Below are 24,682 nucleotides of genomic sequence, written 5' to 3'. Positions count from 1 at the left end.
CCCGCCCTTTCCCTTTCTTTCGGGAGATTCGCGTGAACCCTACTGCTATCGGCGCCTCGCCGCGCCGCATCGACGGCCGTCTCAAGGTTACCGGCGCTGCGCTCTATACCGCCGACCGGACGTTCCCCGACATGCTGCATGCATACGGTGTCTACAGCACCGTGGCCAGCGGCCGCATCGTCGCGCTCGATCTCGACGATGCGCGGCGCGTGCCCGGCGTGGTCGATATCCTGCATCACGATAATTTCCCGCGCCTCTACCGGACGCCAAGGAGCGGGATCTCCGTTGCGAAGATCCTCACTACGTCCATCACCGACGAGCACCGCCTGCCGTTCGAAGACACCACGATCCACTATGGCGGACAGATGGTGGCGCTGGTCGTGGCCGATACCTTCGAGCATGCGCGCGAAGCCGCGTATCGCGTGAAGGCGCAGTATGCCGGCGACGAGGCCATCGTGGACCTGGAGCACGGCATTCGCGCCAACGGGTTGCACGATGCCGGCATGGGCCATACGCGCGGCACGGCAGAGTCCGCATTCGACCAGTCAGCGGTGAAAGTGGATACCACGTACCGCACGCCCGTTGAAACACACAACCCAATGGAAATGCACGCCACACTGGCCTGGTGGGAGCATGACGATCTGCACCTGTACGAGGCCACGCAGGGCGCGACCGTGCATCGCAATACCATCGCGCAGGTCTTTGGCCTGACACCCGAGCGTGTGACCGTGGATGCGCCGTTCATCGGCTCCGGCTTTGGCTCGAAGCTTTTCCTGTGGCCGCATTCCGTAGCGGCCAGCGCGGCGGCAAAGATGACGAAACGACCAGTCAAACTGGTGGTGCCGCGACCGTTCATGTTCACCACCACCGGGCACCGCCCGGAGACGCGCCAGCGCATGCGTGTGTCGGCATCGGTGGAGGGCAAGGTCACGTCGATCCGGCACGAGTCCGTCAACACCACGTCCTTCATCGATCAATACGTGGAGAACTGCGGCGGCATGACGCAGAGCGTGTATTCGTGCCCCAACGTTACCGTGAGTCACCATACGACCAACGTGCATCGGGGCGCGCCGACGTCGATGCGGGCGCCCGGCGCGGCGCCGGGATTGTTTGCGCTGGAGTCTTCCATCGACGAACTGGCGCTGGCATGCGGCATGGACCCACTGCAGTTCCGGCTCGCGAATATCTCCACGCGCGACGAAGGTAACGACCTGCCATGGTCGAGCAACCATCTGCGCGAGGCCATCGAGCAGGGTGCGGCAAAGTTCGGCTGGGATCGACGCCATCCACAACCGGGGTCGATGACCGATGGCGACGAAGTGATCGGCTACGGCATGGCGGTGTGCAACTGGGATGCGTGGCGCACGCCGGCGGAAGCGCGTGTGCGCTTTCTTGCCGATGGCACGGTCGAGGTCACTTCCGCGGTGCAGGACATCGGCACCGGCATGTACACGATCATGGCGCAGACCGTCAGCCAGTTGGCCGGTCTGCCATTCGAGAAGATCGATGTGAAGATTGGCGATTCGTCATCGCCTGCGGCACCGGTTGCAGGCGGTTCGTGGGCCACCGCAAGCGTGTTGCCCGCCGTGGCCGAAGCCACGCGCAACGCCATCGCGGAGCTATCCGCCTACGCCACGCAGGAAGGCGGCGTATTTGCGGGCGCCAAGCCCGAGAGTCTGAAGATGGAGGGAGGCAAGCTGACCGATGGCACACGCAGCGTGGACTACGTCGAAGTGCTCGACGTGCAGCGGTTTGCCAGCGCCGATGGCTTCGCGCATTCGAATGGCGCGCCGAATTCCGACAAGCTCTCCTACATGTCATTCGGTGTCCATTTCGTGGAGGTGCGCTGGGACCCCGGCATCTCCCGCATCCGGGTGTCACGCGTGGTGAGCGCCATCGATGTGGGCCGCGTCATCAATCCGCTGACCGCACGCAACCAGGTGGAGGGCGCCATCGTCATGGGCGTGGGGATGGCATTGTTCGAAGCCACCGAGTACGACGAGCGTAACGGCATGCCCGGCAACAACAATTACGCCGAGTATGTGATGCCGGTGCACGCCGACCAGCCCGAGATCGACGTGATCCTGCTCGACTATCCCGATCTGGAGTTCAACGAGTTTGGCGCGCGTGGCATCGGCGAGATCGGCATCACCGGGTTTGCGGCAGCCGTGGCCAACGCGGTGTTCCACGCCACGGGCAAACGCATCCGCGAACTGCCCATCACGATGGAAAAGCTGATGGGATGAGGATGGATGGGGCGCGGACGGGGTGTCAAGCCGGTATCGGCGCAATCGATAGAACGAATGTCGAGGCGCCGCTGATGATCCCCTTCATTCATCCCACAATGCACCTCACGAATGCCTCATACGCTTCCGGCCGATCCTGGCGGACCGGAAGCGCAGTTTGCGCGGCCGTCCCCCTCGAAATCCCCAATCGCTCTGCCACCGCGTATTCACACGTTTGCGGCGCTTGATTCCCGCCAAACGCCGTTTTTCATCTCTGTTTCTGCGTCATTGATTTAAAAGGAAAAACATACGCAGCAGTGAGTACGCTTTGCGTTGCGGCGAGGGGGATCAGGACGCCTTCGCGTCGTGGCCGGAAGCGGGATGGAAACGCGTTGAGCGTATACGTATACGAGGTATACGCGTTGCACCCCTGCGCCGCACATCGCCACAATGTGCGCCTTCACGCGAAGCAGACCTCGAAATTCAGATCATTCGCCGGAAGACTTTTGGGTCCTTTTCGGGAGGTGGAAATAGTTATCTTCTGAATAGATGCGCCAAGCGTCAGCGACCCCGGTATACGTGGTATCGATGGACGCGTTTGATTTGGGGCAAGCGGCGTTGTGACGTTATTTACACAACGAGACGACCCCGATAGCATCCCCGCCAGACGCGGCAATCACGCGCGGCATACCGGCGAGGGGAGAAGGCATTGACGCTCTATCAGATCAAACCAAAATTCCAGGCATGGCTGCGGCCGCTGGTCCAGCGGCTGGCAGATCGCGGCGTGACCGCCAATCAGGTCACCACGGTGGCTGCCCTGGGCTCGATCGTCGTGGCAGGCATGGTGGGGGCGTTGATATGGCTCCCCGGCATCTTCCTGCTGATGCCGCTCTGGCTCTTTGTGCGCATGGCACTGAACGCGATTGACGGCATGCTCGCGCGCGAACATGGCCAGCAGAGCGCGCTGGGTGCCTACCTCAACGAGCTGGGCGATATCGTTTCGGACCTCGCGCTCGTCATTCCCTTTGTGCTGCCCTTCGGTACGGTGGTGGTGCCATTCGCCATCCTTGCCGTCGTGGTCGAGTGCGCCGGACTGATCGGTCCCTTGGCCGGGGCGAGTCGCCGCTATGACGGCCCGCTCGGCAAGAGCGACCGCGCACTGGTGCTGGGTGCGCTGGGTCTGTGGCTGGGCCTCGGCTTCGGACCGGGCGCGTACGGCCACTGGATCTGGGTGGCGCTTTGCCTGCTGTCGATCGTGACCATCGTGCGACGCGTGCAGCGCGGCGTGCAGGAAGCGCAAGCCAACGCCGCGCGCTGAGCGCGGCACCGAACTTAACGCAGTCGCGACATCATCGACCATGGAGTCAGCTTATGCCGCGTACCCCGATCGAATCGCAGTTTGATACCCACGATGGCCAGACGCTGTTCTATCGGTACTGGCCTGCGCAATCGTCCACACCGCGTGGCGCCGTGCTGCTGTTTCATCGCGGCCATGAGCACTCGGGACGTGTCGCGCATCTGGTAGACGAATTCAACCTGCCGGATCACGCGTTCTTTGCGTGGGATGCGCGCGGCCATGGCAGATCGCCGGGCGAGCGCGGCTACAGCCCGAGCCTCGCCACGTCCGTGCGCGATATCCAGACCTTTGTCGATCACATCGTCGCCACGCATGGCATTGCCGTGCGGGACATGGCCGTGGTGGCGCAGAGCGTGGGCGCCGTGCTGGCCACCACATGGGTGCATGACTACGCGCCGCAGATTCGCTGCCTCGTGCTGGCATCGCCGGCATTCAAGGTGAAGCTGTACGTGCCGTTTGCGCGGCCCGGGTTGAAGCTGATGCACAAGCTGCGCGGCAAGTTCTTCGTCAACAGTTATGTGAAGGCGAAATTCCTGACGCACGACCCCGCGCGCATTGCGAGCTACGAGACCGATCCGCTGATCACGCGACCCATCGCGGTGAACATCCTGCTGGATCTCTACGAGACCGCCGAACGCATCGTGGCCGACGCGGCAGCGATCACCGTCCCGACGCAACTGCTGATCTCCGGTGCCGACTGGGTGGTGCATCGCGGCCCGCAGGATGCTTTCTTCGAACGCCTTGGCTCACGCGTGAAGCAGAAGGTGGTGCTCGACGGCTTCTATCACGACACGCTCGGTGAACGCGACCGCGCGAAGGCCGTGGATGCCGCGCGCCACTTCATCGTGCGCGAATTCGATACGCCATCGCCATCGGTCTCGTTGCGGCATGCGGATCGCCAGGGCGCGTTCCGCGACGAGGCGGACCGCCTGGCCCAGCCACTGCCGCCGGGCAGCCCGGCCGCGCTGTACTGGGCGCTCACCCGCGCGAGCCTGCGGCTGGGCGGGATGATGTCCGAAGGCGTGCGCCTGGGCCATGCCACGGGTTTCGATTCGGGCTCGACACTCGACTATGTGTATCGCAACACGCCAGCGGGCCGTTTCGGTATCGGCAAGCTGGCCGACCGCAACTATCTGGATGCCATCGGCTGGCAGGGTATCCGCCAGCGCAAGGTGCATGTGGAGGAACTGATCGGCGAGGCGATGGCGCGGCTGGTAGCTGTGGGCGTGCCGGTGCGCATCGTCGATATCGCGGCCGGTCATGGCCGCTATGTGCTGGAGGCGCTGGCATCGCAGAAGGCGCGGCTCAATGGGGCGAGCGTGGCATCGATCCTGCTGCGCGACTACAGCGACATCAATGTGAAGCAGGGCCAGGCGCTGATCCGCGCGAAGGGGCTGGAGCATGTTGCGCAGTTCCGCAAGGGCGATGCCTTCGATGGCGATGACCTGGCGGCACTCGATCCCGCACCAACGCTCGCCATCGTGTCCGGTCTCTACGAACTCTTCGGCGACAACGACATGATTACGCGTTCGCTCGGCGGACTCGGACGCGCGGTGCAACCCGGCGGCTATCTCGTGTACACGGGCCAGCCGTGGCATCCGCAACTTGAGTTCATTGCGCGCGCACTGACCAGTCATCGCGCGGGGTCGGCCTGGGTCATGCGCCGTCGCTCGCAAGCCGAGATGGATCAGCTGGTGCGTGAAGCAGGATTCGAGAAGATTGCGCAACGCGTGGATCGCTGGGGCATCTTCACGGTCAGCCTTGCGCGTCGCGTAGAGGACCGCGCGTGACGTCGCCGGATCGCATGGCCGCAGCCGCAGCCGCGACCGAAGGCCGGCCGTGGAAGCTCGCCCTCCTGCTGCTGGCCGGCATGGCGGTGCTGTTCTTCTCCAGCTACAACTTCGCCACGTGGGTGGCGAGCCAGCGCGCAGAGGTGGCGGTCTTCCACTACGCGTGGGAGCGCCACATCCCGTTCGTGCCATGGACGATCGTTCCCTACTGGTCGATCGACCTGCTGTATGGCATATCGTTCTTTCTCTGGCAGACGCGCGCCGGACTGATTGTGCACGTCAAGCGTCTGCTGATGGCGCAACTGATCTCGGTGGCGTGCTTTATCGCGTTTCCGCTGCGCTTCTCGTTCGAGCGGCCTGTCGTCGATGGCTTGCCGGGCCAACTCTTCGCGCTGCTCGGCGAGTTCGACAAGCCATTCAATCAGGCGCCATCGCTGCATATCAGTCTGCTGGTCGTGCTGTGGGTGGCCTATGCGATGCATCTGTCCGCGCGCTGGCGCTGGTTGCTGCATGGGTGGTTCGCACTGATCGGAGTTTCGGTGCTCACCACGTATCAACACCATATGATCGATGTGCCCACCGGCTGGCTCGTGGGTTGGTTGTGCGTGTTCGCATTTCCGTTGCCTGCGATGCTGGCGCAGGCGGAAGTGAGCGGGGTGCGAATCGCCGTGGCGGCGTCGAAGCCCGATGCGCGCGCACGTAGCCTTGCTCGACGCTATGGCGTGGGTGCGTTGGGCGCCGGGGTTCTTTCGCTGATCGCACTGGCATGGTCGGTGACCGCGTGGCTGGTGCTGGCATGGGTGGCGCTGTCGCTCGCGTGCGTGGCGCTGGTGTATCGCACAGGACGGGCCGATGCGTTTGGCAAGGGTACCGATGGATCGATGAAGATGGCGGCGTGGTGGACGCTCGCACCGTATCTTGGCGGCGCCTTCCTGAACTCGCGCTGGTGGACGCGTCATCACGATGCCGTGAGCCATGTCGCGGATCGCGTGTGGATCGGACGCTTGCCCACACAGTATGAAGTGGCACAGGCGCACGCCGATGCGCTGCTCGACCTGACTGCGGAGTTTCCGCGTCTCGCGCATACGCCAGCCTATCGCTGCGTTCCGGTGCTCGACCTGACCGTTCCGTCGCCTGCGCAACTGCGCGATGCCGTGACGCAGATCGAGCAGTGGCATGAGCAAGGCCGCACGGTGCTGGTCTGTTGTGCGCTCGGCTATTCGCGCAGTGCACTGGTGGTGGCGTGCTGGCTCGCGCGGCATCGGCGGATCATCGATGTCCAGCAGGTGTTGTCGATACTACGTGCGTCACGGCCCGTGGTGCTGGGGCCGGCCAGTGTTGCCGCGCTACAGCGTTATATCGACGAGGAGGTGGCATGAGGGAAGACGATACCGCGCGATGGCTTGCCCACGCCACGGCGGGTGCGCTGCGTGCCGCGGCACGACTCAATATCGCGGCGCTTGTGCTGGCGCTGCTCAACGTAACGCTGGCGGGCATCATGGCTTCGGCGGGCGTCTTCTGGCAGGTGGCCGGTGGCATGGCCGCGCTGGTGGCTGCGGTGCAACTCTGGCTGCTGGTGCGTGTGGAAATCGATCGAACGTTGTTCAAGGCACTCGCTTCGACGCATGCAGCGGAACTGGCTGACCTCGACGCCGCGTTGACCACGCTTGGCTGGATGCCTGCCGCACGCGCAGGCCGGCCGATGGCAGACCGGGCGCGCGGCGCGACGCGCTTTCTGAAAATCGCGGCGGCGTTGATGGCCGTGCAATGGCTCATCGCCATCGCCATCCTGCTGCTGAGATAGGACATCGAATGAACTGGACGGCAAGAATCGTTGCTCGCGCGATCATCGGGTTTGCGCGACTGCTCACGGGCATGCAGGCACGCTGGAATGGCACGGTGCCGATGGCGCGGCAACGTGTGTATTTCGCGAATCACAGTAGCCACGGCGACTTCGTATTGATATGGGGCAGCCTGCCGCCCGATCTGCGTACCGTGACGCGTCCCGTGGCCGGCGCCGACTACTGGCTCAAGTCGCCGCTGCGCCGGTTTATCGGCCGCGACGTGTTCAACGCGTTGCTGATCGACCGCTCGGGTGCGCGCGATGGCGCGGCGCCGGACCCCGTGGCGCAGATGACGCAAGTGCTGGCCGATGGCGCATCGCTGATCCTGTTTCCGGAAGGCACGCGCAACACTACCGAGGAACGATTGCTGCCTTTCAAGAGCGGGCTGTATCACCTTGCGCGCAGTTGCCCGGCGGGCGAGGTGGAGTTCGTGCCGGTTTGGATCGACAACCTGAACCGCGTGATGCCGAAGGGCGAGATCGTGCCCGTGCCGTTGCTCTGCACGGTGACGTTCGGCACGCCGCTGCAGATCGAGGCGGACGAAACCAAGGAAGCGTTCCTCGCACGGGCCCGTGCGGGGCTGCTGTCTGTTGCACCGGAACTCGATTGAACATGCCAGCCCTGAACATGATTCGCGAAACCCAATTGCTGTTTGCCGGCGCCTTCTGCGTGCTGATCCTGGCCTCCGTGGTGGCAACGGTGCTGCGCTGGCGCGTGGCAAAGGGGCAGCCACACGGCGTGATCGACAACCTGACTTCGCGCATCAACGCATGGTGGTGGATGATCGGCATCCTCGGTGTGGTGTTCGCCATGGGGCGCGGCGCCATCGTGGTGCTGTTCGCGCTGCTGTCGTTCTACGCGCTGCGCGAGTTCGTGACAATCACCACCACGCGCCGTGGCGATCATCGCGCCATCGTCGCCGCGTTCTTCTTCTTCCTGCCGGTGCAGTACGTGCTGGTGTACACGGGCTGGTACGGACTGTTCTCGATCTTCATCCCGGTCTACGCGTTCTTGTTCCTGCCGATTCTCTCGGCGCTGTCGTCGGAAACGACACGGTTCCTGGAGCGATGTGCCGGTGTGCAATGGGCGGTGATGATCTGCGTATTCTGCATCTCGCACGTGCCTGCGCTGCTCACGCTGCCCATCGAAGGATTCGAGGGTCGCAACCTGCTGCTGATCGCGTTCCTGGTGATCGTGGTGCAGGGCAGTGATGTGCTGCAGTACGTCTGGGGCAAGATCCTCGGCAAACGCAAGATCGCGCCGCAGCTATCGCCATCGAAGACCGTGGAGGGCTTTATCGGCGGCGTGCTGAGCGCAACAGCACTGGGCGCCGCGCTGTGGTGGATCACACCGTACGGCTCGCCGCTCAAGGCCGGCGCCGTGGCACTGGTGATCGCGCTGATGGGCTTCCTGGGCGGCCTTGTGATGTCAGCCATCAAACGCGACCGCGGTATCAAGGACTGGGGCCATATGATCGAAGGCCACGGTGGCATGCTGGATCGGCTGGACTCGGTGGTGTTCGCCGCGCCGGTGTTCTTTCATATCACGCGGTATTGGTGGGTGGTGTAGTCGAACGTGGGCACTGACCGCTGGTGTTCTCCCCTCTCCCGCGAGCGGGAGAGGGGCGGGGGGTGAGGGCCTGCAGTGCAAATTGCGATGTGGTCGGCAAGCAGAACCTCCTGCCCTCACCCCCAACCCCTCTCCCACTTCGCGGGAGAGGGGAGCAAAACCGCGAGCAATCGAAACTCGCTCGATCACTCCAGCCTGAACGTCCTCACCACGCCCGCCAGCGTCGAAGCCTGCCCTTGCAGCGCTGCCGCTGCTGCTGTCGATTGCTCTACCAGCGCCGCGTTCTGCTGCACCATCTGGTCGAGCTGGCTGACGGCGACGTTCACTTCCTGGATGCCGCGCGTCTGTTCGCGGGCGGCCTGGGAGATTTCGCCGATGATCTGCGTGACGCGGCCGACGTTGCCGACGATCTCGCGCATGGTTTCGCCGCTCAGGCGTACCTGGCCGGAACCCGCGTTGACGCTGCTGACCGTCGATTCGATCAGTGTCTTGATTTCCTTGGCGGCCTGGGAGCTGCGTTGGGCCAGTCCGCGCACCTCGCCGGCCACCACGGCAAAGCCGCGTCCCTGTTCGCCTGCGCGGGCGGCTTCCACGGCAGCGTTCAGGGCCAGGATGTTGGTCTGGAAGGCGATGCCTTCGATCACGCCGATGATGTCCGAGACCTTGACGGCGGCGCGCTCGATGTCGCCCATCGTGACGATGGCGTTTTCGATTGACGTGCCGCCATCGGTGGCCACCTGCTGCGCGCGCGTGACGGAATCGTCCGCCTGGCGGGCCGACGATTCCGACTGGCCAACGGTGGCGGTAATTTCCTCCATCGATGCAGCCGTCTGCTCCAGGCTGGCGGCGGCGGATTCGGTGCGACGCGACAGGTCGGCGTTGCCTTCCGCAATCTCATTTGCAGCGACGTGTACCGATTCGCTCGCGTCGCGGATCTGGCGCATCACGTGGACGAGCTTGTCGGCGAAGGCATTGAAGGCGCGTGCAATCTGCGCGACTTCATCGGTGCCTTCCGCAGCAAGCCGCTTGGTCAGGTCACCATCGCCCGAGCCGATGGCGATCATGGCATCGCGAATGCCCGACAGGCGGCGGAACGATACCGCCGTCACGCCGGCCACGATGAGCGCGGCGGCGCACGCCACGATCACCAGCGAGATCAGCGAGGCAATCAGCACCGATCGCATGCCGGCCGTGGCCTCGGCCTTGTCCAGCGCGATCACGGCCACCCAGTCGGTGCCCGGAATTTCGCGGCCGCGCAGCAGCTTTGCGGCACCCGCTACCTTGACTTCAGCAGGCACCGTGGCCGATACCAGCGCGCCCAGCTTCTCGCCGTCGAGCGCGGGCACCAGATCGGAAACGGGCTTCAGCGTCAGCTTGTCGTCGAGATGCGCCACGATCTGGCCGCTGCGTGCCACCAGAAGTCCAAAGCTGTTCGGCGTGGGATGGATCGAACGGACATTCGCCGTCACGGCATCCATCGCCACGTCGCCGCCGATCACCCCCTTCACGACGCCATCGCGTACGACAGGTACCGCAAACGTCACCACCAGCTTGCCGCTGCTCGCCGCAATATAAGGCGGGGTCACGATCGGCTTGCCGGCGGCCACGGCCTGCTTGTACCAGGGGCGGGCGGTGGGGTCGTAGTCGGGCTTGAGACCGGCGGCGTCGGAGAAGCGGTGGCTCTTGTCGGCGTAGCCAACATAGGTCTTGATGAAGCCGCCGGCGCTGGAGACCAGGCGCAGCGAAGGAATAGGATCGTCCTGAAGCGCAGCGTCCTGCAGGGACTGGATCATCTGGGTATGGCTGGCCACCCATTCGGCAATGGCGTCCACATGACCGGTCTGCACGGCGGCCAGGTTGTTGTCGATGGCTTCGTCGTTATAGGCACGTGCCACTAGCTGGTTGACCAAGGCGTTGGCAGCAAGCGCTGCGATCACGATGGCCACGGATAGGGCCACGATGCGCGCGCGGAGCGAGGAAAGCATGTGTTGAACTCTTCTCTCAGGTTGGCCCGGATTTGGGCAGGAGGATTGCCGACGCATTGACGGCGAAATTCGCGCAGTCTTTAGTGCGCTGCAACATAGCGATTTCCGGATCACTTTCCAGCGAATCGAACGATCGTTCGGGCCTGGCGGGTCATTTGTCATATCTCCCAGGTGCAGTTGCCATACAACCAAGGGAAAACCCGCCGCACTGCAACATCAACTTGCATTCACTGAGCGACATTCCTATGCTGAACATCAGAATTCAATTTAATTTGAATCTGTATTTAGAAGCATCTAATGCGTTACATACGCAAACGGGGCGATCCAACATTCTCCGAGGGAGGGCGTAGCAAGCGAGCCAGGACGGGGCGCTGCGAAGCTCGGGAGGCGATGTGGATCGTATGGAAGTGAAGCCGCGCCATAAGCGGATCACGTCCAACCAGCGTGCCGCAGGGGCAGTGCGAACCCGGCGACGCGCCAATAAGAAGTGAACGGCCATGGCCACCATCCTCTTGCTCGAGCCACATCCACTGCTTCGCCTTGGATTACGCCACCTGTTGGCGCAGGCGCATGTTCCCGGCGATCTCGTCGATCTCGATCCGGGCAGCCTGCACGAACCCGACCCCTGGACCCACCACGCCGACCTGCTGATCTTCGGTTTGCCGACCGATGCCGCGCAGGGCTGGCAGATGCTGGGCGATCTCTGCACGCGCCTGCAACCGCTGCGCGTGCTGGTGCTGGCCGAACATGTGCCGGCACCGCTGCCGGATACTGGCCTGCCCGAGGCCGTGCGCGGCCTGCTGGCCAAGACCTGCTCGGCGGATGCGCTCGAAGCCGCGATCCGGCTGGTGCTGGCCGGTGGGGAGTGCTTCCCGTCGCAGTTGCCGCCGGCTCGCCAGGCGGAGTCATTGGCAACCCGCCACGCCGCAGCCCCCATCGTGGTGCCTTTGCATAGCGTGCCGGTGGACTTGCCGGGTGTCGGCACGCACGTTGCCGCGCCGGTGACCACGCATGAAACGCCTGCCGCCGGCTCGCACCTGCTCAATATCACGGAGCGCCAGTACGAAGTGCTGGCCCTGCTGGCACGTGGCTATCCGATCAAGACGGTCAGCCGCCTGCTGAATATCTCCGTGGCCACGGCCAAGACGCATGCCTGCACGCTCTACCAGCGTCTGCATGTGCGCAACAAGGGCGAGGCGGTGTACGTGGCCCTGCAGCGCGGCGCCACGTTGAACTGGGCCGGCCCCACGCCCGTGCAGCCCACGCATATCGCGATGTCGTCGCTGACTGCGCGGGAGGCATGTGAGGCCGCCTGACCGACACCTCCCGCTCCTCTACGCCATACGCCGGCCCGCACTCATCCAAAAGCATGAGGCGGTGACCGGCCATTGTGGCTAGCTTGTAGAACAGGTCCGGCGCACGGGGTTGCCGCAATGATCGAAGTCCCCTTCCGCGCCACGTTTCCAACAGCGTTCGATGCCCTTACCCAGGGCTGCCCGCACGGTGTACCCCACCTTGGCGGACCCACGCGCTCGATGCGCGGATGGCTTCCCGATGACGACCTACCTGATCGCCAGCAACGAAATGATGTGCCGCATCCTTGCGCGTCGCATGGAAGCGCAGGACATCCCCACGCCCGTGCGATGGCACGGCCCCGACTGGCTGCTCGACGGCATGCCTGACGGCGCCCGCGCGCAATCGATCGACAACCCCGACCAGTCCGAGCCGCTGCCCGAACAATCGGTGGAGATGGCATTGGTGGACTGCAGCGGCGTGGAAGGCGATCCCTGCAAGCTGCTCGACCGCGTGCGGGAGCGCCTGGCGCCGCGCCGCTGGCTCGTGCTGTCCGATTCGCTTGATGCAAGGCTGATGGCACATGCCGCGCTGCTCGGCGCCAGCGGCTGCCTGGCTGTGCCCGCGCCGGTGGAACTGGTCTGCGCGGCGGCCACGCTGGTGTGGGCCGGTGGGCAATGTTTCCCCCGCAGCGCGCTGTCTCTGCTGCGCGCGGTGCATCCGCCGCGTGTGCAGGAAGGGTGCGCACCGGAAGGGATGAGCTTCAACCATGCGCCCCGCTTGCATGCCGACGGATCTACTGCGATCGGATGAGTTTCGGTTGGCGCCTGTAGGACTATGCTGGATGTAATCGCGGACAGAAGCTGGCGCCCATCCGAGGCCGGCCGCCCGCGTGATGCAGGGGGTCGTATGGAACGCAGTCTGGATATCCTGGTCGTCCACGGGTTTGCCGTGCGCGAGGGCCGGGACAAGTGGGCATGTTGCTATGAGATCCGGCTCGCCGTCATTGGCGGGCCGTTGTTATATCGGGGCGAGCTGCACGGGCGGCATCATCCCTCCGAAGCCGCCGCCATCGTGGCCGCGCGCGCGATCGGGGAAGCGGAAGCCAGCCGGCATCTGGAAACGGCGCGCGCACTGTTCGTGGCACTGTCGCGACGATAGCGTCGTAAAAGCGCGTCTGCATCGCTCCTCTCACCAGCATTCGACGCAATCACCATCGGCGCGGCCAAAAAAGAAGCCCGCCGACCGGGGGACCATGCGGGCTTTGAAACGGCCGCCCACGTGGTGAGCAGCCGTTACTGTGACCATAACGAATCGCGGCGGCAGACTGTATCAACCAGAAGACGCATGCCGATGGGGCCTCTCATCCCTGCATCTGCACGGTTCTGGCAGCCGCTGGCCCCAGTGTTATCGGGCTTGTTCGGGGATAACAGGCGTGTGGAGTCCGGTGCAGGCGGGTCGCGCGGACTCATGCTTCGGGAGGGAGACGTCCATGACAGGCGGAGCCGCGCAGTGCTACGCTGCCCCTATGCGGCTCTGCACCATGGTGCAGAGCTTGCGTCTGGCATCCCACGGAACGATGCGCGTAGCGTCGAACCGAAGCCGGCGCCGCCCGTCCAACCGCACGTTGCATCGATCCCTACATCGCATATCGCATCGCACGTACCCATGAGCCGCTGGCATCTGATTACCTTCTTCGGTGAGTCCACCTTCCTGCTGCCGTGTGCGATCTTTCTCTACGCATGGCTGCGATGGCGCGGGGCCACGCGCATGGCGTGGCACTGGCTGCTGGCGTTCTCGCTGACTGCCGCTCTGGTGCTGGCGTCGAAGGTGGCGTTCATGGGATGGGGCGTAGGCAGCGAAGCCATGGACTTCACGGGTTTCTCCGGCCATTCGATGATGGCGGCGTCGATCCTGCCCGTGCTGCTGTACCTGGCGATGCCCGTCAGCCGGCCGGGACTGAGTCTGGTAGCGGCCGCCGCTGGCGTGGTCCTGGCGCTGGCGGTGGGCGTGTCGCGCCTGGCGCTGCATGCGCATTCGCCTTCGGAGGTGATCAGCGGCCTGGCCCTGGGCTTCTGCGTCAGCCTGCCGTTCATCATGCGCCATGGGGTGCCGCATGGCCCGATGACGATGACGCTGGCGTGCGTGGTACTGGTGTCGATGCCGCTGCTGCCGGTCTCGCACATGACCGGCACCACGCACGGGCTGGTGACGGACCTCGCACTGTTCCTCTCGGGACGGGATCGTCCGTTCAATCGGGGCGAGTGGAGTGCGCTGCCGCCTTGCACCACGTGCCGCACAGGTGCTGCCGGAGATACTGCGGGAGACCGCCATCGAGACGAAATGAATCGCCACGTGGATGACCGGGGCGGGGCTGCACCCCACGCCCGGTGCGCCACCGCACGCTGTCCCGCCTAGCCGGAATCCGCCCGGCGCACCTGTGTGCGCCCCCCCACAGACTGCCGCGCAGCCCCTGCGCAACCATGATCCGGAGCGTTTTTTCATACGGGTCGTATTGGGCATGGGGCAGTCATGGCATCGAACTGGAACGTCGCCGCGGAGCGGCATAGCGCGCTTCACTATCTCTACAGGTTGTCGGATGCCGTGGTGATCGGCGTGGCCGGCATCGCCATGGGTGCGCTCTATTTTCCCGGAGGCATCCGCGAGGCGGCGCCCGTCAACGGGTTCCTGACCATGCTCTGCGCCATCGGCGCACTCGTGGTGTTTCCCGGCTTCGGCATCTACGAATCGTGGCGCGGCCGCAGTCTCGCGGTACTGGCACTGCGTATCTGCTCGGCGTGGGCCACGGTGTTCTTCGCCGGGCTGCTGGGCGCATTCCTGATTCATCAGATTGCGGCGGTCTCGCGCGTGTGGTCGATGGGATGGTTCATCAGCACGGCGCTGGCGCTGCTGGCGTCGCGCGCGTTGATGTTCCGCATGCTCGGCAACGTCCGCGAGCAGGGTATCAACGCCAAGCGCGTGGTGATCTTCGGCTACGGACCGCTGGGCCGCGAGATGTTCCTGCGCGTGCAACGCATCCGCACGGCCGGCTACCGCGTGGTGGGCATCTTCGATGAAACCAGCCAGGGCATACCCAATGGCGTGACCACGCTGCGCACGGTGGAAGAAGTCAACGCGTTCGTCACCAGCCAGGGCGTGCGCGAGATCTGGCTCACGCTGCCTATGGCCGCGTGCCGCGACCTCTCCGAAGTGGTGCGCCGCTTCCGCAATGACCTGATCGATATCCGCTGGGTGCCCGATGTGTCGTCGGTGGAACTGCTTGGCCATCGCTTCACGGACTTCATGGGTTTGCCGGTCATCGACCTGAACGCGCCGCCGGTATCGGGCATCACGGGGTTGATGAAGGCCAGCTTCGACCGCGCGTTTGCCGCAGGCGTGATCCTGGCACTGAGTCCGCTGCTGCTCACCATTGCGGTGATGGTCAAGTTGTCGTCGCACGGCCCGGTGCTGTTCCGCCAGCAGCGTCTGGGTATCGACGGGCACCCGTTCCACGTCTACAAGTTCCGCACCATGCGCATGCATGCCGATACCGGCGTCACGCAGGCCACGCGGGGCGATCCGCGCGTGACGCGCATCGGCGCCTTCCTGCGCCGCACCAGCCTGGACGAACTGCCGCAATTCTTCAACGTGCTGCGCGGCGAGATGTCGGTGGTGGGGCCGCGTCCGCATGCGATGGAACACAACGAGATCTACAAGGAACTGATCGATCGCTACATGCTGCGCCACCGCGTCAAGCCGGGGATCACGGGCTGGGCCCAGATCAACGGACTGCGCGGGCAGACCGACACGATCGAGAAGATGCGCAAGCGTATCGAGTTCGACATCTATTACATCCAGCACTGGTCGTTCCAGCTCGACCTCCGGATCATCGTGCGCACGGCGCTGCACGGCTGGACAGGCGCGTCCGCTTTCTGAGCGGCACGCCAGCAACAGCGCGCGGTATTGGTGCGACATCGCACCGAGCCGGACGCGCAAAAGCCCTGGAATGGAGCCCGTCCAACAAGAATTGGGAGACGCCGCATGAAAGCAACCATCCGCAATATCCTCGGTGAAGTGGCCCGGCTCGATGTGCCGCTGGACACCCTGGCCGACAACGATGATCTCTACGCCGCCGGGCTGTCGTCACTGGCCACCGTGCACGTGATGCTGGCGCTGGAAAACGCGTTCGATATCGAGATCCCCGATCAGATGCTGACCCGGCAGCTTTTCCGCAGCGTGGATTCGCTCGCGGCAGCGGTGGAGACCATCCGCCAGCAGCAGGAGGCAGCATGAGCACGCCCAAGGTTGCGTTGGCGCATGCCAACCCCGACGGCGCGCTGGCGACCGATGCGCTGATCGCGGCGGCGCGTGAAGCCGGCGACGTGGCGCGGCGCTTTGCCGATGCGGTGGACCATGAAGCGCGCTTTCCGCACGAGGCGTTCGCGGTGTTGCGCGAGAAGCGTCTGCTCGGTGCGATGGTGCCAGCCGTGCACGGCGGCAGTGGCGCATCGCTGGCCACGGTGGCGGAGATCTGCCGCACGCTGGGCGAGCATTGCGCGTCCACCGGCATGATCTACGCGATGCACCAGATCCAGGTGGCCTGCCTGCTCGATCACGGTGCGGGCAGCGCATGGCAGCAACAGTTGCTGGCACGTGTGGCAGACGAGCAACTGCTGCTGGCATCCGCTACGTCGGAAGAAGCCATCGGCGGTGCGCTGCGCAGCAGCGGCTGCGCGGTCAATGTGGAAGGCGACCGCTTTCATCTGCTGAAGATGGCGCCGACGATCTCGTATGGCGCGCATGCGGACGGCATCCTGATTACTGCGCGACGCCATGCCGATGCCTCGCCATCGGATCAGGTACTGGTCTGCGCGCTGAAGGCCGACTACACGCTGCAAAGCCTGAATACGTGGGACACGCTGGGCATGCGCGGCACATGCAGCAACGGCTTCCGCCTGGAAGCAACCGGCCATGTGGACCAGGTGCTGCCAGTGCCGTTCGGCGAGATTGCCGATGCCACGATGACGCCGGTCTCGCACATCCTGTGGAGCGCGCTCTGGGTGGGGATTTCCAGCGACGCGGTGTCGCGTGCCAAGACGTTCTTCCAGGGCCAGGCGCGTGCGCGCCCGGGCCAGTTGCCCCCATCGGCCGCCCGCGTGGCCGAGGCCGTGAGCATGTTGCAGATGATGGAAGCGCGCGTGGATATGGCGCTGGAGCGTCAGCGTGCACGCCATGCCGGTGCATCGGTATCCGCCGCGTTTGCGCTGGCCGCAGAGATGAACGGGCTCAAGACCGCGATGTCGACGATGGCGCTCGACGTGGTGCAGCAGGCGATGCTGGTCTGCGGCATGGCGGGTTACAAGCATGGCACGCCGTTCAGCCTCGGTCGTCACCTGCGCGATTTGTGGTCCGCCCCGCTGATGATCAACAACGATCGCATCCAGACCAACACGGCCAACCTGCTGCTGGCCGACCGTTCCTGAGGAGTCATCGATGGATGCCCATGCACTGACTGACACCCCGCAGGGCGGTGGCGCGCCGGAATCGGCCATCGCGCCGGCACCCGAGCCCACCTATCTCGACAAACTGCTCGCCGCTGGCCTGCTGATCGATGCCGGCGTCAAGGGCCTGTATGGCCGCAGCGCCGTGTTCGAAGCGGTGGCCGATGGCCTGAACGCGGCCATCACGCGCATCGGCGCGGACCAGCATGCCGAAGTGCTGCGCTTTCCGCCCGCGATGGGCCAGCACGATTTCGAGACGAGCGAGTACCTGAAGAGCTTTCCGAATCTCGCGGGCACGATCCACAGTTTCTGTGGCGACGATCGCGGCCATCGACGCCTGCTCGCACGACTCGAAGACAAGGAAGACTGGACCGATCAGCAGCAGCCCACGGGCGTGGTGCTGACGCCGGCTGCGTGCTATCCGATCTATCCGGTCGTGGCAAAGCGCGGCCCGCTGCCCGAGGAGGGCAAGGTGGTGGACGTGCTGTCCTACTGCTACCGCCACGAGCCGTCGCTGGAGCCCACGCGCATGCAGTTGTTCCGTCAGCGCGAGTACGTGTGCCTGGGATCGCCCGAGCGCATCGTGGCGTTCCGGCAGTTGTGGATGGAGCGCGGCCAGGCGCTGGCCGAATCGCTGCAGTTGCCGGTGGAGGTGGATGTCGCCAACGATCCATTCTTCGGACGTGGCGGCAAGATCGTGGCCGACAGCCAGCGCGAACTGAAGTTGAAGTTCGAACTGCTGGTGCCGGTCAACGACGGACTCGGTCCCACGGCGTGCATGAGTTTCAACTATCACATGGACCACTTCGGTGCGCTGTGGCATATCGGCCTGGCCGATGGCGGCGTGGCGCATACGGGCTGTGTCGGGTTCGGTATCGAGCGGCTCGTGCTGGCGCTGCTCAAGCACCATGGACTCGATCCCGCAAAGTGGCCGCAACCGGTGCGCGAGACGCTGGGAGACCTGTAAATGTACGGTGACGGCAAGGCAGTACGCACGCGCGGCGGCGCGCACGCGTTGCACGGAGGCAACCCCGTGTGGTCGCATGCCAACCGTCATATCGACCTCTGGGTCGAGTTGTTACACGGATGGGATTTCGAACCTATCGCGGCACTGCCTTTCACCGTCACGCTCGATTTTGCGGGCGACCAGTTCACGTCGTCGAACATTCCGCCCGCCGATCTGGAACGGCTCTACGGCATCGTCAAGGACGAGCTGTCGACGTATGGGCGCCTGGAGGCGCACGTTGCCGCGCAAACCAATCGCGGCAATGCCGTGCTGCTGGAAGTGGACAACTACCAGTTGCCGCAGTTGCCGGGCACATACCGCCGCCAGCATGCGCGCGCCTGCATCGCCATCGATGTGCTGGTGCCCGAGGCCACGGCGGTGGGCTACTACCACCACGACGGCTATCACACGGCCAGCGGCGATGACTACCTCGCGATCTTTCGCACGCCTGCGCACGAAACGATGTGGGGTGTGACCACCTTTCCGCAGGCAGAAGTCGTGCGCCGCCGCTTCGATGCACTGAGTTCGAGCGAGCTGCTGCGTGCGTCGCTCGACATCCTGCGCGGACATCTGGCACGGCGTCCGCGCGAGAACCCGATTACCGCGTTCCGCGCGGTGTTCCCCACGCATCTGGAGCAGTTGATGACGCGCGGCGAGCCCAACTTCCAGATTTACGCGGCGAGCGTGCTGCGGCAACTGGGCGCGAACTTCGAATTGCTGGGCCGCTATGTCAGGTGGCTCGTGATGAACGGCCAGACGCTGCCCGATTCGGTGGCGGAGGCTTGCTACACGATGGCGTCGGAAGCCATGGTGATGCAGTTCCGGCTGATGCGAGCGGTGATCAGCCATAAGCCCGATACCTGCGAAGACTGCCTGGAACAACTGGAAATCGCGTACCAGGGCACGGTGCCGGCACTGGCAGCGCACTTTGGGGAGACCGTCACATGACCGCGCGCGATCCGGAACCGGCACTGCTGCCGTTGCTGCGTCCAGGTGTTGCCGTGGGGCCGTCGCGGCTCGAAGGCGACTGGACCTTCCTGGAAACGTTCGCCAATGCTGCCGCGCATCCGGGCGAGCTGTCGGACACCGGGCACTGGCTGCCCGCCACGGTGCCGGGCACGGTGGCTACGGCATTGCGCGCCGCAGGCCGCTGGGACGAGACGCTGCCGCCGCCGCTGCACCAGCACGACTACTGGTATCGGCTGCAGTTCTCCGGCAACGGCCGCAGGCTGCTGCGTTGCAATGGACTGGCGACGATTGCCGAGGTCTGGCTTAACGGCGTGAACGTGCTGACCACGCGTCATATGTTCGTGGCGCATCAGGTAGAAGTGGAGCTCGCCGGTGAAGAGAACGTGCTGCATATCTGTTTCCGCGCGATGCATCCGTGGCTGCGTACGCAACGCGGCCCCGTGCGCTGGAAGCCGCGCATGATCCAGCCGCCCACGTTGCGTGCGGTGCGCACCACGTTGCTCGGGCATATGCCCGGCTGGTGCCCGCCCGTGCATGCGGTGGGACCGTGGCGCGATATCGAATTGCTCGATCCCGTCGGCACTGACATCGCACATGGCGTCCGTGCGGAGTTGTCGGGTGAAATCGATGGAGTCGATGGCAAGGATGGTGTCGTCGCGCTGCAACTGCATTTCCCCGGTGCGGCACCGGCGCTCGGTGCGTTCTCCGCCATCGGCCCCGATCAGGCGATCTGGCATGGCGAGCTGCGCCGCACCGATCCGCACACGCTGGCCGGTACGCTACGCGTGCCCGATGCGCAACGCTGGTGGCCGCACACGCACGGCGAACCCGCGCTGTATCGCGTGGATGCGAGCATCGGTGCCCAGGTGCTGGCATGCGGCAACGTGGGATTCCGCACGATCACCGAAGACCGCGAAGGCGAGCCGGGCGCGTTCGGTTTGCGCGTGAATGGCGAGCAGGTGTTCTGCCGTGGCGCGTGCGTATCGAGCCACGATCTGCCGGGTCTTGCCGATTCCGATGAAGCCGTGGCGCGCTGGCTGCAACTGGCGCGCGATGCCGGTGCGAACATGGTGCGTGTGAGCGGCGTGACGTGCTATCCCGGTGAAGCGTTCTATCGTCAGTGCGACGCGCTGGGGCTGATGGTCTGGCAGGACTTCATGTTCGCCAACTTCGACTATGGCAGCGAGACCAGCGCCAGCCCCGCATTTCTCGACGATGCACGGCGTGAGGTGTCGCAATGGCTCACGTCGACGCGTGCGCATCCGAGCCTTGCCGTGCTGTGCGGTGGCAGCGAGGCCGAGCAGCAGGCGTCGATGATGGGTGCATCGCGCGGCGTGTGGCGCCAGCCGCTGTTCGATTCGCTGATTCCCGCACTGGTGGCCGAGCATCGCCCGGGTGCCATCTATGTGCGCAACTCGCCCAGCGAGGGCGCGTGGCCGTTCCAGCCCGATACCGGGGTGTCGCATTACTACGGCGTGGGCGCGTACCAGCGGCCACTGTCCGATGCGCGGCTCGCCAACGTGCGATTTACGTCCGAGTGCCTGGCCTTTGCCAATGTGCCCTGCGCCCGCACGTTGACGGAAGCGGGGTTGTCGCAGCCGCTGCACGATCCGCGCTGGAAGGCGCGTGTGCCGCGCGACGCCGGCGCCGCGTGGGATTTCGAGGACATCCGCGATTTCTATCTGCGCGCACTGTTCGACGTCGATCCGCCGCGCCTGCGCTACGAGCGTCCGGCCCGCTACCTCGCGCTGTCGCGCGCCGTGGTGGCGGAGATCATGACCGAAGTGTTCGGCGAATGGCGGCGTACGGGTTCCACATGCCGGGGCGGACTGGTCTGGCAATTGCAGGATCTGCTGCCGGGGCCGGGATGGGGCATCGTCGATGCGAAGGCGCGGCCGAAATCCGCCTGGCATGCGCTGCGGCAGGTCTGGCAGCCGGTGCAGGTCATCCTGACGGATGAGGGGTTGAACGGCCTGCATGTGCACCTGATCAACGAGACCGCAACGGCGCGCACGGTGCAACTGCAACTGCGCTGCCTGCGCGACGGCGAACATACGGTGGCCGAGTCTGCGCAGACACTGACCCTGGCGCCGCGTGAAAGTCGTCGATTGGTGGCCGCCGAACTGATCGACCATTTCTTCGATTTCACGTACGCCTACCGCTTCGGTGCGCCCGCGCACGACGTGGTCATGGCTACGCTGTGCGACGCGGACCAGACAGGCAACCCGTTGCTCAGCCAGTCTGTGTTCCTGCACGACCGCCGCGCCGATGCGCTGCGCGATCCGGGCCTGCGCGCCAGCGTGGCCTGCGAGGATGGCGTCTGGTGGCTGACGGTCACGGCGCAGCGGTTCGCGCGCTGGGTTCATATCGAGGATCACGCGTATCTGCCGGAGGCCGACTGGTTCCACCTGGGCCCCGGCGCGTCGCGCCGTATCCGCCTGATGCATGAGGCAGGCGGCGCAGCGGGTATCGGGGCCATCCCTTCGGGCGAGGTTTCCGCGCTGAACGCCGATCGCGCAGTCGGCTACGACGGCTGACGCCTCAACCTGCCCCTCCCGGGCTAAACCTTTTCGCGCGCATCTCAACCTTTTCGAAATTGCCCGCTAGCCCACGGCTGGTGCGGCAGCGCACGCCCGCCTCATCCTGTCGGCCAATGCCGACGGATGGCACGGCGCGGCGCCGCTTCGCCGGAATGCCTACATCCAACCTACCGAAGCATGAATCTCTGACCTATCCGTCTGCCTACTGTCAGTTCTGTGCTGCATGGCACTTAATACAGTCAACAACGCAATGCGAACCGGGATGGTTCGAGAGCTTGGGCGGGGTTAAACGGGTGGCGGCTGAAAGGCTGCCGGGGAAATCGCCAGCGACAAAGCTGAGTACAAAGCGGAGCGGCGAAATCGGGTCACATGTCTCGCAAGTATTGTCTTGCGGCGAGTACCGATGTCGCTTCCGGGTCAAACGGAGGGAAGAAAATGATTACGCATCGGTCGGACCTGCACATCAATCATCTGCTCAACGCACTCCCGCGCCACGAATGGGACATGCTGTCGCGCCACTTCGAACTGGTGCGCCTGCGTGCCGGGGAACTCCTGACGGATTCGGGCCAGCGCATTGTCCATGTGTACTTTCCCACCACGTCGGTGGTCTCGCTGCTGTCGCTGCTGGAAGACGGCGCCACGGTGGAATTCGCAGCGGTGGGCAATGAAGGTCTCGTGGGCATTCCGGTGGTCACCGGCGGCGACACGATGCCAAGCCGCGTGGAAGTGCGCAGCCCGGGCTTTGCCTACCGCATTCCGGCACGCGTACTGCGCGCCGAACTGGGCCACCTTCCGGCGCTGCAACGCGTGACGTTGCTGTACGTGCAAGCCGTGCTGACGCAGATCGCCCAGACCGCTGCCTGCAACCGCCACCACTCGCTGAACAAGCAACTGTGCCGCTGGCTGCTGCTGGCCATTGATCGCATGAACTCCAACGAGCTGGTCATCACGCAGCAAGTCATCGCCAACATGCTCGGCGTGCGCCGCGAAGGCGTGACCGAAGCCGCGGGCAAGCTTGAAGATCTGGGACTGATCCACCATAGCCGTGGGCACATCACGGTGCTGGACCGCTGCGGCCTGGAACACCACTCGTGCGAATGCTACAAGCTGGTCAAGCGCGAATACGACCGTTTGCTGCCGGCGCTGACGCTGGCGCATGCGTGATCTGAAGTTTGCTCCCTGATGGTTATGGTTCCCCTCTCCCTTTGGGAGAGGGGTTAGGGGAGAGGGCAGGAGGCTCTGCTTGCCAACGGCGTTGCAATTTTCACCCCTGGCCCTCTCCCCCGCCCCTCTCCCGCTTGCGGGAGAGGGGAGAACCCCCGCAGAGGAGCTTAGACGTGCACCGGCTCCACACTCCCAAACGAAGCCACCAATCCCTCGATGGCGGTCACATACGCCGCTTCCAGGTTGTCCAGGCTTTCGCTGCAGGCATCCGGACGCCGACGCGCCATCGCGCGGGCCAGCCGGAACTGCAGCACCTTGCATTCCGAAGCGATCGACAGCGTTGCTGTCCGTACCGATGCAGGCACCGGATATCCATGCTCGCCCAGCCATGTCAGACAGTGATGCAGCATTTCAAAGTTGGCACCGAGCTGGCGCGGCAGGTTGAATCCATAGTGATGGAAGTACGCATCGCCGCGCGCAAGGATCGTCTCGACCTGCGCAGGGAATTCTTCACGCCAGCGCGAAATCGGATTCTGCGCGGGCCGACGGCCCAGATGGTGCCGCATCAACTGCGCAACGGCGTTCGACAGTGCGCGTCCCGCCAGTGGCGCGCGCACGCGCTTGGCGCATTCGGCATAGGGAAACAGGATGTTGCCGTTACCGCCCAGTTCTGGCGTGAGACGCATCAGGCCCTGATAGTCCTCGCCTTCCGCCGCATAGTGTCCAAGGCTGTGATAGTACGAAAGCCGCTGCGCGATGGGATCGATGGCATCGATGGCGATCGTGGTCTTCACATGGCCGGTGCGGTACGCGGTGGCGCGGGTATCGGGCAGGTAGAAGCTGTCCATCTCCACGAGCATCGCGTGACCGCGCCGCACCTGTTCGACGATATGCGCTTCGAGCGTGTCGTAGATCGCGGTTTCCTGCACCACGGTGCCGTACAGCAGTTCGAGATCGGCCTGCGGATACTTGAAGAAGGTGAAGTGATCGCCCTCGTAGTCCTGCGTCACGGTGAAGGCCAGCGCGGGGCGCGGATCGAGACCCCAGCCGTACAGCAGTTCGATCCAGAGATCCATGTAGCAGTTGGTCTCCTGCCAGATCGATTCCTCGCCGTGCAGCAGGCGGGGCAGCGGTGCGGCGATGGTGCGGCGCGGCGCTGCGTCGTCGATGTCCACCGCGAAGTCCGTCACTGTGCTTTGCTCCATCGCCTGTCCTCCGATATGCGGGTCGCCAAAATCCTGCCACCTGCATTGGAGCCGAGTCGCCAACGGGCTTCGGTTCGTTCTCCAACAAAGCCATCGGGATCGCGTATCGGACGGCAGCGCCCCGTGGCAGCACCGAACATGTGCGGAATCGAACAGAGGTTGCGGGGGCGGCATCTCACACTGGCCCCATCCTCACCGGCCCGGTGTGGCTGCCCGCGCTTGGTCGCATGGCAA

The 24,682-nt window shown here is 64.7% G+C and carries 20 protein-coding genes; 18 read left to right on the top strand and 2 right to left on the bottom strand.

The features are described 5' to 3' along the window. The first annotated feature begins 32 nt into the window (after positions 1-32). The 7 genes from GA566_RS25525 (at position 33) to GA566_RS25495 (ending at position 8,785) form a co-directional block, all read left to right on the top strand. Complete coding sequence (locus GA566_RS25525; protein ID WP_160474382.1) at positions 33-2,246, top strand: xanthine dehydrogenase family protein molybdopterin-binding subunit; 2,214 nt, start codon at positions 33-35, stop codon at positions 2,244-2,246. A 688-nt stretch (positions 2,247-2,934) separates the two neighbouring features. Further along, the gene (locus tag GA566_RS25520; protein WP_160474381.1) at positions 2,935-3,543 is read left to right on the top strand and encodes a CDP-alcohol phosphatidyltransferase family protein; all 609 of its coding nucleotides are present in this window, start codon (positions 2,935-2,937) and stop codon (positions 3,541-3,543) included. Between the two features lie 53 nt (positions 3,544-3,596). Continuing rightward, entirely contained in the window at positions 3,597-5,372 is a 1,776-nt protein-coding gene (locus GA566_RS25515) for a bifunctional alpha/beta hydrolase/class I SAM-dependent methyltransferase (protein ID WP_160474380.1), read from the top strand. A 14-nt stretch (positions 5,373-5,386) separates the two neighbouring features. Further along, entirely contained in the window at positions 5,387-6,751 is a 1,365-nt protein-coding gene (locus tag GA566_RS25510) for a phosphatase PAP2/dual specificity phosphatase family protein (protein WP_160474756.1), read from the top strand. Further along, positions 6,748-7,176, top strand: a complete 429-nt coding sequence (locus GA566_RS25505) for a hypothetical protein (RefSeq protein WP_160474379.1) — start codon at positions 6,748-6,750, stop codon at positions 7,174-7,176. The genes GA566_RS25510 and GA566_RS25505 overlap by 4 nt, the downstream gene beginning before the upstream one ends. Positions 7,177-7,184: 8 nt before the next feature. Beyond that, positions 7,185-7,826, top strand: a complete 642-nt coding sequence (locus GA566_RS25500; RefSeq protein ID WP_160474378.1) for a 1-acyl-sn-glycerol-3-phosphate acyltransferase — start codon at positions 7,185-7,187, stop codon at positions 7,824-7,826. A gap of 2 nt (positions 7,827-7,828) precedes the next feature. Next, positions 7,829-8,785 (top strand): phosphatidate cytidylyltransferase, encoded by a 957-nt coding sequence (locus tag GA566_RS25495; protein WP_160474377.1) that lies wholly within the window; start codon positions 7,829-7,831, stop codon positions 8,783-8,785. A 185-nt stretch (positions 8,786-8,970) separates the two neighbouring features. Here the strand turns inward: GA566_RS25495 and GA566_RS25490 are convergent, their stop codons facing one another. Then, entirely contained in the window at positions 8,971-10,770 is a 1,800-nt protein-coding gene (locus tag GA566_RS25490; protein ID WP_160474376.1) for a methyl-accepting chemotaxis protein, read from the bottom strand. Between the two features lie 497 nt (positions 10,771-11,267). Between GA566_RS25490 and GA566_RS25485 the strand changes: the two genes are divergently transcribed. The 11 genes from GA566_RS25485 (at position 11,268) to GA566_RS25435 (ending at position 23,243) form a co-directional block, all read left to right on the top strand. Then, positions 11,268-12,086 carry a response regulator transcription factor gene (locus tag GA566_RS25485; protein ID WP_160474375.1) on the top strand — a complete coding sequence of 273 codons (819 nt, stop codon included), beginning with the start codon at positions 11,268-11,270 and terminating at the stop codon, positions 12,084-12,086. Between the two features lie 238 nt (positions 12,087-12,324). After that, positions 12,325-12,876, top strand: a complete 552-nt coding sequence (locus tag GA566_RS25480) for a DNA-binding response regulator (RefSeq protein ID WP_237380652.1) — start codon at positions 12,325-12,327, stop codon at positions 12,874-12,876. A gap of 96 nt (positions 12,877-12,972) precedes the next feature. Further along, positions 12,973-13,224, top strand: coding sequence for a hypothetical protein (locus GA566_RS25475; RefSeq protein WP_137925918.1), 252 nt, complete (start codon positions 12,973-12,975; stop codon positions 13,222-13,224). 507 nt (positions 13,225-13,731) lie between these two features. Next, positions 13,732-14,481, top strand: coding sequence for a phosphatase PAP2 family protein (locus GA566_RS25470; RefSeq protein ID WP_160474374.1), 750 nt, complete (start codon positions 13,732-13,734; stop codon positions 14,479-14,481). 114 nt (positions 14,482-14,595) lie between these two features. After that, positions 14,596-15,999 (top strand): undecaprenyl-phosphate glucose phosphotransferase, encoded by a 1,404-nt coding sequence (locus tag GA566_RS25465; protein WP_137925920.1) that lies wholly within the window; start codon positions 14,596-14,598, stop codon positions 15,997-15,999. A 105-nt stretch (positions 16,000-16,104) separates the two neighbouring features. Next, positions 16,105-16,356: an acyl carrier protein gene (locus GA566_RS25460; RefSeq protein ID WP_137925921.1), complete on the top strand. Its 252-nt coding sequence runs from the start codon at positions 16,105-16,107 to the stop codon at positions 16,354-16,356. Next, positions 16,353-17,546, top strand: a complete 1,194-nt coding sequence (locus GA566_RS25455; protein ID WP_160474373.1) for an acyl-CoA dehydrogenase family protein — start codon at positions 16,353-16,355, stop codon at positions 17,544-17,546. Before GA566_RS25460 ends, GA566_RS25455 begins: the two co-directional genes overlap by 4 nt. A gap of 10 nt (positions 17,547-17,556) precedes the next feature. Continuing rightward, the gene (locus tag GA566_RS25450) at positions 17,557-18,531 is read left to right on the top strand and encodes an amino acid--[acyl-carrier-protein] ligase (RefSeq protein ID WP_160474372.1); all 975 of its coding nucleotides are present in this window, start codon (positions 17,557-17,559) and stop codon (positions 18,529-18,531) included. Next, on the top strand, positions 18,532-19,518 hold the full coding sequence (locus tag GA566_RS25445) for a DUF1839 family protein (protein ID WP_160474371.1): 987 nt from the start codon (positions 18,532-18,534) through the stop codon (positions 19,516-19,518). Then, entirely contained in the window at positions 19,515-22,076 is a 2,562-nt protein-coding gene (locus tag GA566_RS25440; protein ID WP_160474370.1) for a glycoside hydrolase family 2 protein, read from the top strand. Before GA566_RS25445 ends, GA566_RS25440 begins: the two co-directional genes overlap by 4 nt. A 438-nt stretch (positions 22,077-22,514) precedes the next feature. After that, positions 22,515-23,243, top strand: a complete 729-nt coding sequence (locus GA566_RS25435) for a Crp/Fnr family transcriptional regulator (protein WP_137925926.1) — start codon at positions 22,515-22,517, stop codon at positions 23,241-23,243. 167 nt (positions 23,244-23,410) lie between these two features. Here GA566_RS25435 and GA566_RS25430 read toward each other — a convergent pair whose 3' ends face one another. Next, complete coding sequence (locus GA566_RS25430; RefSeq protein WP_160474369.1) at positions 23,411-24,448, bottom strand: DUF1839 family protein; 1,038 nt, start codon at positions 24,446-24,448, stop codon at positions 23,411-23,413. Between the last annotated feature and the right edge of the window lie 234 nt (positions 24,449-24,682).

It is taken from the genome of Cupriavidus sp. SW-Y-13, from assembly GCF_009793345.1.
Classification (GTDB): domain Bacteria; phylum Pseudomonadota; class Gammaproteobacteria; order Burkholderiales; family Burkholderiaceae; genus Cupriavidus.
Note: the sequence above shows the minus strand (reverse complement) of the source record. Positions and strands in the feature narration are given on the sequence as shown.